At 70.9% G+C, this 6,581-nt stretch carries 8 protein-coding genes; 5 read left to right on the plus strand and 3 right to left on the minus strand.

Going from position 1 to position 6,581, the window contains the following annotated elements; genetic code table 11:
* Positions 1–165 precede the first annotated feature (165 nt).
* The 3 genes from ACZ3HL_RS44700 to ACZ3HL_RS44710 all read left to right on the plus strand — a co-directional run bounded on the left by ACZ3HL_RS44700 (position 166) and on the right by ACZ3HL_RS44710 (position 2,646).
* Positions 166–837 carry an SCO4651 family lipoprotein gene (locus tag ACZ3HL_RS44700; protein WP_465538048.1) on the plus strand — a complete coding sequence of 224 codons (672 nt, stop codon included), beginning with the start codon at positions 166–168 and terminating at the stop codon, positions 835–837.
* Positions 838–908: 71 nt separating this feature from the next.
* Positions 909–1,703 (plus strand): SCO4651 family lipoprotein, encoded by a 795-nt coding sequence (locus ACZ3HL_RS44705; RefSeq protein WP_465538050.1) that lies wholly within the window; start codon positions 909–911, stop codon positions 1,701–1,703.
* 58 nt (positions 1,704–1,761) lie between these two features.
* Positions 1,762–2,646, plus strand: coding sequence for an NAD-dependent epimerase/dehydratase family protein (locus tag ACZ3HL_RS44710; protein WP_465538051.1), 885 nt, complete (start codon positions 1,762–1,764; stop codon positions 2,644–2,646).
* 70 nt (positions 2,647–2,716) lie between these two features.
* Here ACZ3HL_RS44710 and ACZ3HL_RS44715 read toward each other — a convergent pair whose 3' ends face one another.
* Positions 2,717–3,208 carry a DUF6912 family protein gene (locus tag ACZ3HL_RS44715; protein WP_465411173.1) on the minus strand — a complete coding sequence of 164 codons (492 nt, stop codon included), beginning with the start codon at positions 3,206–3,208 and terminating at the stop codon, positions 2,717–2,719.
* On the minus strand, positions 3,205–4,611 hold the full coding sequence (locus ACZ3HL_RS44720) for a WS/DGAT/MGAT family O-acyltransferase (RefSeq protein WP_465411172.1): 1,407 nt from the start codon (positions 4,609–4,611) through the stop codon (positions 3,205–3,207). Before ACZ3HL_RS44720 ends, ACZ3HL_RS44715 begins: the two co-directional genes overlap by 4 nt.
* A gap of 34 nt (positions 4,612–4,645) precedes the next feature.
* On the opposite strand from ACZ3HL_RS44720, the gene ACZ3HL_RS44725 reads away from it, so the two are divergent.
* Positions 4,646–5,425, plus strand: coding sequence for a TrmH family RNA methyltransferase (locus ACZ3HL_RS44725; RefSeq protein ID WP_465411171.1), 780 nt, complete (start codon positions 4,646–4,648; stop codon positions 5,423–5,425).
* Here ACZ3HL_RS44725 and ACZ3HL_RS44730 read toward each other — a convergent pair.
* Positions 5,400–5,804: an HAD-IA family hydrolase gene (locus ACZ3HL_RS44730; RefSeq protein WP_465538053.1), complete on the minus strand. Its 405-nt coding sequence runs from the start codon at positions 5,802–5,804 to the stop codon at positions 5,400–5,402. The two genes, ACZ3HL_RS44725 and ACZ3HL_RS44730, sit on opposite strands and share 26 nt — an antisense overlap.
* 110 nt (positions 5,805–5,914) lie before the next feature.
* Between ACZ3HL_RS44730 and ACZ3HL_RS44735 the strand changes: the two genes are divergently transcribed.
* Positions 5,915–6,418, plus strand: a complete 504-nt coding sequence (locus tag ACZ3HL_RS44735) for an Rv3235 family protein (RefSeq protein WP_465411170.1) — start codon at positions 5,915–5,917, stop codon at positions 6,416–6,418.
* The last annotated feature ends 163 nt before the right edge of the window (positions 6,419–6,581 follow it).

Genomic DNA, 6,581 nt, shown 5'->3' on the forward strand with positions numbered 1-6,581 from the left:
GTGGGGCGGGGGGGGGCGCTATCCCCAGTGCGCGCCGCCCCCCCCCCGGGGGGGGGGGGGGGGGGGGCGGGCCCCCCCCCCCCCGCTTCCGGCCCCTTCGGACGGTGGAAATTCACGCGATAGGCGCTACGGTAGTGGTACAGACCATTCACCCGAGGGAGTCCCATGCGTGCCACCGGATTCGCCGTCGTCTGTACCGCTCTCCTGCTGCTCGGCGGCTGTTCCGGCGAAGAGAAACCGCCGGTGAACGACGCGGCGCAGCTGGCCTCGGCCGCCACCGCGGGCACGCAGAAGGCCCGTTCTTCCAAGATCACGCTCGAGACCACCGCCGACGACGGCCGTAAGGTCGTGGTCACCAGTTCCGGGCTCTACGAGGGACCGAACAGCAAGTTCTCCATGGTCGCCGAGATCGCCGGTGAGAAACGGGACCTGATCTTCGCCGACGGCGTCCTCTACTACCACCTGTCGGACACTCAGCTCCAGGAATTCAAGACCGGCAAGGAATGGGTCAAGATCACCGCCGACGGCAAGGACGCGCTCTCCGCGGCCAACGGCGCGCTGATGACGAACGTCGTCGAGACGATGGACCCCACCCGCACGATCGAGCGGATCGCCAAAACGGGCAAGGTCACCGAGTCCGGGCAGGCCGACGTGAACGGCACGGCCGCCACGCATTACGTCCTCGATCTCGGCGGCGCCCCCGCCGAGGTGTGGCTGGACGCCGAGCACCGTCCGGTGCAGGTCAGCATGGGCAAGGCGACGGTGAAGTACGAAAGCTGGGCTTCCGACGTGGTGATCATCGCACCGCCGCCCGAGGCGGTCGGCGACAGCCGCTGAGCCGTCCCCCGATCGGGGTGCGGGCCGCGACTGTGTTTCGCTTGGGCGACCGCCTTCGAAAGCAGGTCCTCATGCGGAGAACGGCCCTGTCCACCGTCGTGCTCGTACTCGGCGCGCTGCTCGGCTCCTGCGACGCCGGAGCCGTGGCGTTCGCCGATGCCCGCTCGCTCGCCGACGGAGCCACGTCCGCCATGGACGGCAAGGCCGCGAAGTTCGTCACCGAGGTCACCGCGGGCACGATGCGATCGAAGACCGAGGGACAGGCGAAGGTCGCGGGACCGGGCGCCGCGCTGGCCATGACCACGGACTTCCTCGGCGAGCCCCTCGAACTCCGGCTCGTCGACAAGATCGTCTTCGCCAAGGTCCCGGAGGCCGCGCGTGAGGACATCCCCGGCGGGAAGCCCTGGGTGAAGGTCTCCCCCGACGGCACGGACCCTTTTTCGCAGGTGGCCGGCGGCCGTATCGACCAGCTGGCGAAGCAGAACGACCCCGGCCGTTCGCTCGACCAGGCGCGGAAGGCCGGCACGCTCGTCGAATCCGGGCACACCGAACTCGACGGGGTCCCCGCCGAGCGCTATCGGCTGGACGTCGACATGGCCGCCCTTGGCGGTGATCTGCCCGCCGGGTTGTCGGCTGAGGTCGTCGCGGAACTGCAGGGGAAACTCGGGAAGCTCCCCATGGAGATCTGGCTCGACGACGCGCATCGGCCGTTGCGGATCGTGCTCGACCTCGCGCCGGTTCTCGCCGCTTCGGGTGTCGAGGACAGCGCGATGGCCCGCATCGTCACCCGCTACAGCGATTGGGGCACGCAGGCCGACATCCAGGCGCCGCCGCCGGAGGAGATCGGGGAGATCCCGGCGGGCTGACCTGTCACGTTCTCCGCGCGCGTCTCGTCCCCCGGGTAGCGGGACAGGAGGAGCGAACATGCGGGTGATGGTGATCGGGGCGACCGGGGTGCTGGGGCGTCCGCTGGTGCGGCGGCTGCTGGCCGAAGGCCACGACGTGAGCGGGCTGGCCCGCGGGGTGGACCGGGTCGCGGCGGTGCGCGCGACCGGCGCGAAGCCGGTGCGGGGTTCGCTGTTCGACGTCGATTCCCTGGCGGACGCGCTGAACGGGCACGACGCCGTCGTCAACGTCGCGACCCGCATCCCGGACGCGCGGCGGGCGATGACACTTTCCGGCTGGGCCGAGAACGACCGTGTGCGCAGCACCGGCAGCCGGACCCTGGCGGACGCCGTTCGACGGGTCGATGAGGTGGGGATCGTGGTGCAGGAAGGGATTTCGTTCGTCTACGCCGACGGGGGCGACCAGGAACTGGACGAGGACGCGCCCCTCGAACTGCGCGGCAACATCGCGTCTTCGACGGTGGCGCACGCGAACGTCGCGGAACTGGCGGACGAGGGGCGCACCGTGATCCGGCTGCGGATCGGGCTCCTGGTCGCCGGCGACCCGATGACCAAGACGATGCTGGCGGCCGCGCGGCGCGGGTCGCCGCTGATCTTCGGCCGCCGGACCGACTGGACCGCGGCGATCCATCCGGACGACGCGGCGGCGGGCGCCATCGCGGCGCTGCGGGCACCGAGCGGCGTCTACAACCTTGCCGCGGATCCGGTGCGGAAGCAGGAACTCGGCGAGGCGATGGCCGCGGCGGCCGGTGTCCGCCGTCCGCGCGCGCTGCCGAAGTGGCTGGCGAGCCGGCTGGGCCTGATGTCGGTCCTGGCGCGCTCACAGCGCGTGGTCTCGACCAGGCTCACCGAGGCGACCGGCTGGCGCCCCGAACGCCCGGTGCCCGGCCCGGCCTGGTTCTGACGCGTTTCGTCCTCTGAATGCGGTCCTTGCACACGCAACTACCGCATTCAGAGGACGAAACGCGGAGGGGTTAGAGGAGTTCCAGCAGGAAAGGGAGCTCTTGGGGCGCGTACCAGGCGAGTTCGTGGTCCTCGGCGTCGCCGAGGGTGAACTCCGCGTCCGGATCGCCGAGGTCGGCCTGGTCGATCACCGCGGCGGCGGCCTGGACGGACTCGGCCGCTTCGGCCGCGTCGACGTGGATCGCGGCGACGTCGGCGATCTTCACCGGCCCGGACAGCCGGACGACGGCGGCGTCGAGATCCGGGCGCAGCGTGACCTCCTCGACGTCGGCCGAGATCACCACGCGCCGCGGCTCGGGCTTCTCCTCGGCCGCGATCAGCCGGAGCGACGCCCTCGCGGCGTCGAGCAGCGCGGCGTACTCGAGTTCTTCGTCGGATCCGCTGGCGTAGGACTCCCGCAGCGCCGGGGTCAGCGCGAACCCCGTGCCGCTCCGCGCCCGGAACTCGCCGGCGGTTTCGAGCTCACGGAGCATCGCGATCGTCGCCGGTAGATAGACCCTCACCAGTGCGCACCCTTCAGCTCTTCCAACGATTCCTCGATCATCCCGGCGAGCAGGTCCACATCGGACACGGCCTTGCGGTCGCCGTTCAGTCCGAAGTAGACACCCCCGTGATACGAGGTGACCCCGATCGCCAGCGCCTGATTGCGCACCAGCGGCATGACCGGGAACATCTCCACCATCTTCGCCTGTCCCGCGTAGAGCGGCACCTGCGGGCCCGGTGAGTTCGTGATCAGCACGTTGAAAATGCGGCCCGACATCGACCCGGCCGCCCGCGCGCCCAGCGAATGCAGCGTCGCCGGGGCGAACCCGCCGACCGTCAGCAGCCCGCGCGCGGCGACCGAACGGCCGGAGTCGAGGTGGTCCGCCATCGCGTGGCCGATGTGCTGCAACCGCAGGACCGCGTTCGGCTCCCCGACCGGGAGATCGACCAGATAGGCGTCGACCTGGTTCCCGACCAGGGCGGGCGTCGAGTATTCGGCCGTCTCGGCGTCGCGGACGGCCATCGGCACCAGCGCGCGCACGGTGGTCGTCGCGGTCAGGTTCGAGCCGCGGGAGAGCAGCCATTCCCGCAGCGCACCGGTGATCGCGGCGAGCACGACGTCGTTGACCGTCCCGCCGTGCGCGGCGCGGACCTTCCGGAAATCCTCGAGCCGTGTCCGGACCACGGCGAACATGCGGCCGCCGGAGGTGCGGACGTTGAGCGGCCCGGAGGGTGCCGGACTCACCATGGTCTTCAGCGCCGAAGCGACGTCGCCGACCGTTTCGGTGACCTTGCCCGCCATCGCGGTGGCGTCGTGGGCGATGGAGCGGACGTTCTCCACCAGCTCCGTCGGCCGCTGCACGGTCTCGGCGACAGCGTCGAGGATCAGCTGCGTACGGCTCGGTTCCCGGCGGGGATGCCAGGTGTCGTCGAACGGTTCCGGCTCCTGCGGGGCGGCGTCGAGGATCAGCTGCCCGATCTCGATGGTGCCTATCCCGTCCACGACGGACTGATGGGTCTTGGTCACCAGCGCGACCCGGTCTCCCGCGAGCCCCTCGACGAAATACGCCTCCCAGAGCGGCCTTCCCGGGTCGAGCCGCCTCGACATCAGCCGCGCCACGAGATCGAACAGCTGGCCGTCGGAGCCCGGCTGCGGCAGCGCCGACCGGCGGACGTGGTAGTTCAGATCGAAGTCGACGTCGTCGACCCACACCGGCCGGGCGAGATGCCCGGGCACCTCCAGCACCCGCTGCCGGTAGCGCGGCAGGAAGGCGAGACGCTGCCCGATCAGGTCGAGCAGCTGCTCGTGGGTGAAGCCGTCGCGGGGCCGCTCGAAGATCGCCACGCCGCCGACGTGCATCGGGGTCGCGTGGTCTTCCACGTACAGGAACGAGGCGTCCAGCGCGGAGAGGCGGTCGGGCATGGGCCGATCCTTACATAGTGGGACACTCGCCGGTGTGGGTGATGAGTCGGTGATCTCGCCGAAGGACCGGTTCCTGACGGTGTACGGGCGCAAACCGGTGCTCGAGGCCTTGGACGACGCGGCGCTCGAGGTGGACAAGGTGATCCTCGCCGACACCGTGCGCGGGCCGAACGCCGCCGAGATCCAGCGTGCCGCCAAGGCCGCCGGGGTGCCGGTGCAGCGGGCGAGCGCGCATCGCGTCAAGGTGCTGGCGGGTAACGGCAAACAGGACCAGGGGGTGCTGGCCGACGTCGTCGCCCCGCGGATGCGCTCCCTGCACGCGGCCCTGTCCGACGGCAGGCCGCCGTCGCGGGTGCTGCTGCTCGACGGCATCACCACCCCGGCCAACGTCGGGATGATCCTGCGCACGGCGACCGCGGCCGGGCTGGACGGCGTCGTGGTGCCGCGGCGCGGGGTCGCCGCGCTCGACCCGATGGTGGTCAAGGCTTCGGCCGGGGTCGCGTTCCGCGCGCCGGTGCTGCGGTGCGGCAGCGCGCGCGAGGCGGCCGAAATGCTCACCGAAGCCGGCTACGGGATCTTCGCGCTGGGCGCTTCCGCCCGGCGTTCGGTGTTCGACGTCGAGCTGCCGCAGCGCGCGGCCTTCGTGCTGGGCGGGGAGACGAACGGCGTCGGCGCCGAGGTCGGCGAACTGGTGACGGAGTGGGTGTCGATCCCGATGCCGGGCGAGGTCGAGTCGCTGAACGTCTCGGCCGCCGCCGCTGTGCTCTCCTTCGAGCTGGTACGCCGGGCTAAGGCTTCGGGAACAACGCGCTGAGCTCGGCCAGCGTCTCCTCGACCGACGTGTGGTGCACCCCGGCCATCCCGGCCGCCACCGCGGCGCGGACGTTGTGCGCGGCGTCGTCGACGAACACGCACCGGTCGGCGGGCAGGTCGAGCAGCCCCGCGGTGAGCAGGTAGACCTCGCGTTCGGGTTTGGCCACGCCGACCTCGCCGGAGAAGACGAGCGCGTCGAAGAACGGGCCGAGCGACCGTTTGGCCTCGTCCGACGCGCCGGGGGCGTTCGAGAGCAAGGCCGTTTTGATGCCGCGCGCCCTGACCGCCCGCAGATAGGCGTACAGCTCGTCCGCGCCGGCGTCCGTGAGCACCCCGACGTAGTCGATGACCAGCCCTTTCAGCACCGGCCCACCGTACACAAGCGATCACCGCCCGGTTCATCCTCTCGGGCGGTCCTTGTCGCGGCCGGGGCCGCTGCCTGCCCCTTAGTGCTGGGCGCGGCCGAGGGGCCGCGGAGGGGGACAACCTGATGAAGTCGTACGTACTGAGACGGCTTGAACCGTTCGAACCGCCGTACCGGGTCGCCGGCAGGCCGGACAGCCTGGTGCACCGGGCGGCCGTACCGGACAACCAGCTCGTGCTGGACCTGCCGCTGTCCGGCGAAAAGATCGTGGAGGAACCACAGCCGCGGCCGGACACTCCCGACGGACAGCAGGTCGGCAGGCTGCTGACCACCATCCTCGAAGCCTGCGACGGGCGCCGTCCCGCGGTCCAGGTGCGGCCGATCCTCGACCCGGCGCTGCACAGCGCGCTGCTCGACAGCGGGCGCCGCCGTCCATCGGGCGGATACCGGCCGAAGTCGGTCCACCTGGGACATCCGGCGGACGGCGTCGTCGAAGCCTGCGCGACCGTCGAACAGAACGGACGCTCTCTCGCGCTGGCGGCCCGCTTCGAACGGACGCCGTCGGGCTGGGTGTGCACTCGCTTCAATCTGCTGAAGCCGCCTCGACGGGTCTCCGCGCTCGCGGCCTGATGCGCGTGAAGGCCCCCTTCCCGCGGCTCAGCCGAGGGAAGGGGGCCTTCACGCGCTTGTGGCCTCTTAGAGCCTGTCTTGGAACTTGGTCAGGTGGTTCTGGCCCGCTTTTCTCGGCGGGTCAGGCGCCTGGTCATCATAGTGATCATGGCGTTGTTGACGA

The organism is Amycolatopsis sp. NPDC000009, from assembly GCF_055563465.1.

Bases quoted from the DNA above. Each gene is read 5' to 3' on its own strand.
- ACZ3HL_RS44700 (WP_465538048.1), top strand. From the start codon at position 166: ATGCGTGCCACCGGATTCGCCGTCGTCTGTACCGCTCTCCTGCTGCTC.
- ACZ3HL_RS44705 (WP_465538050.1), top strand. From the start codon at position 909: ATGCGGAGAACGGCCCTGTCCACCGTCGTGCTCGTACTCGGCGCGCTG.
- ACZ3HL_RS44735 (WP_465411170.1), top strand. From the start codon at position 5,915: ATGAAGTCGTACGTACTGAGACGGCTTGAACCGTTCGAACCGCCGTAC.
- ACZ3HL_RS44710 (WP_465538051.1), top strand. From the start codon at position 1,762: ATGCGGGTGATGGTGATCGGGGCGACCGGGGTGCTGGGGCGTCCGCTG.
- ACZ3HL_RS44720 (WP_465411172.1), bottom strand. From the start codon at position 4,611: ATGCCCGACCGCCTCTCCGCGCTGGACGCCTCGTTCCTGTACGTGGAA.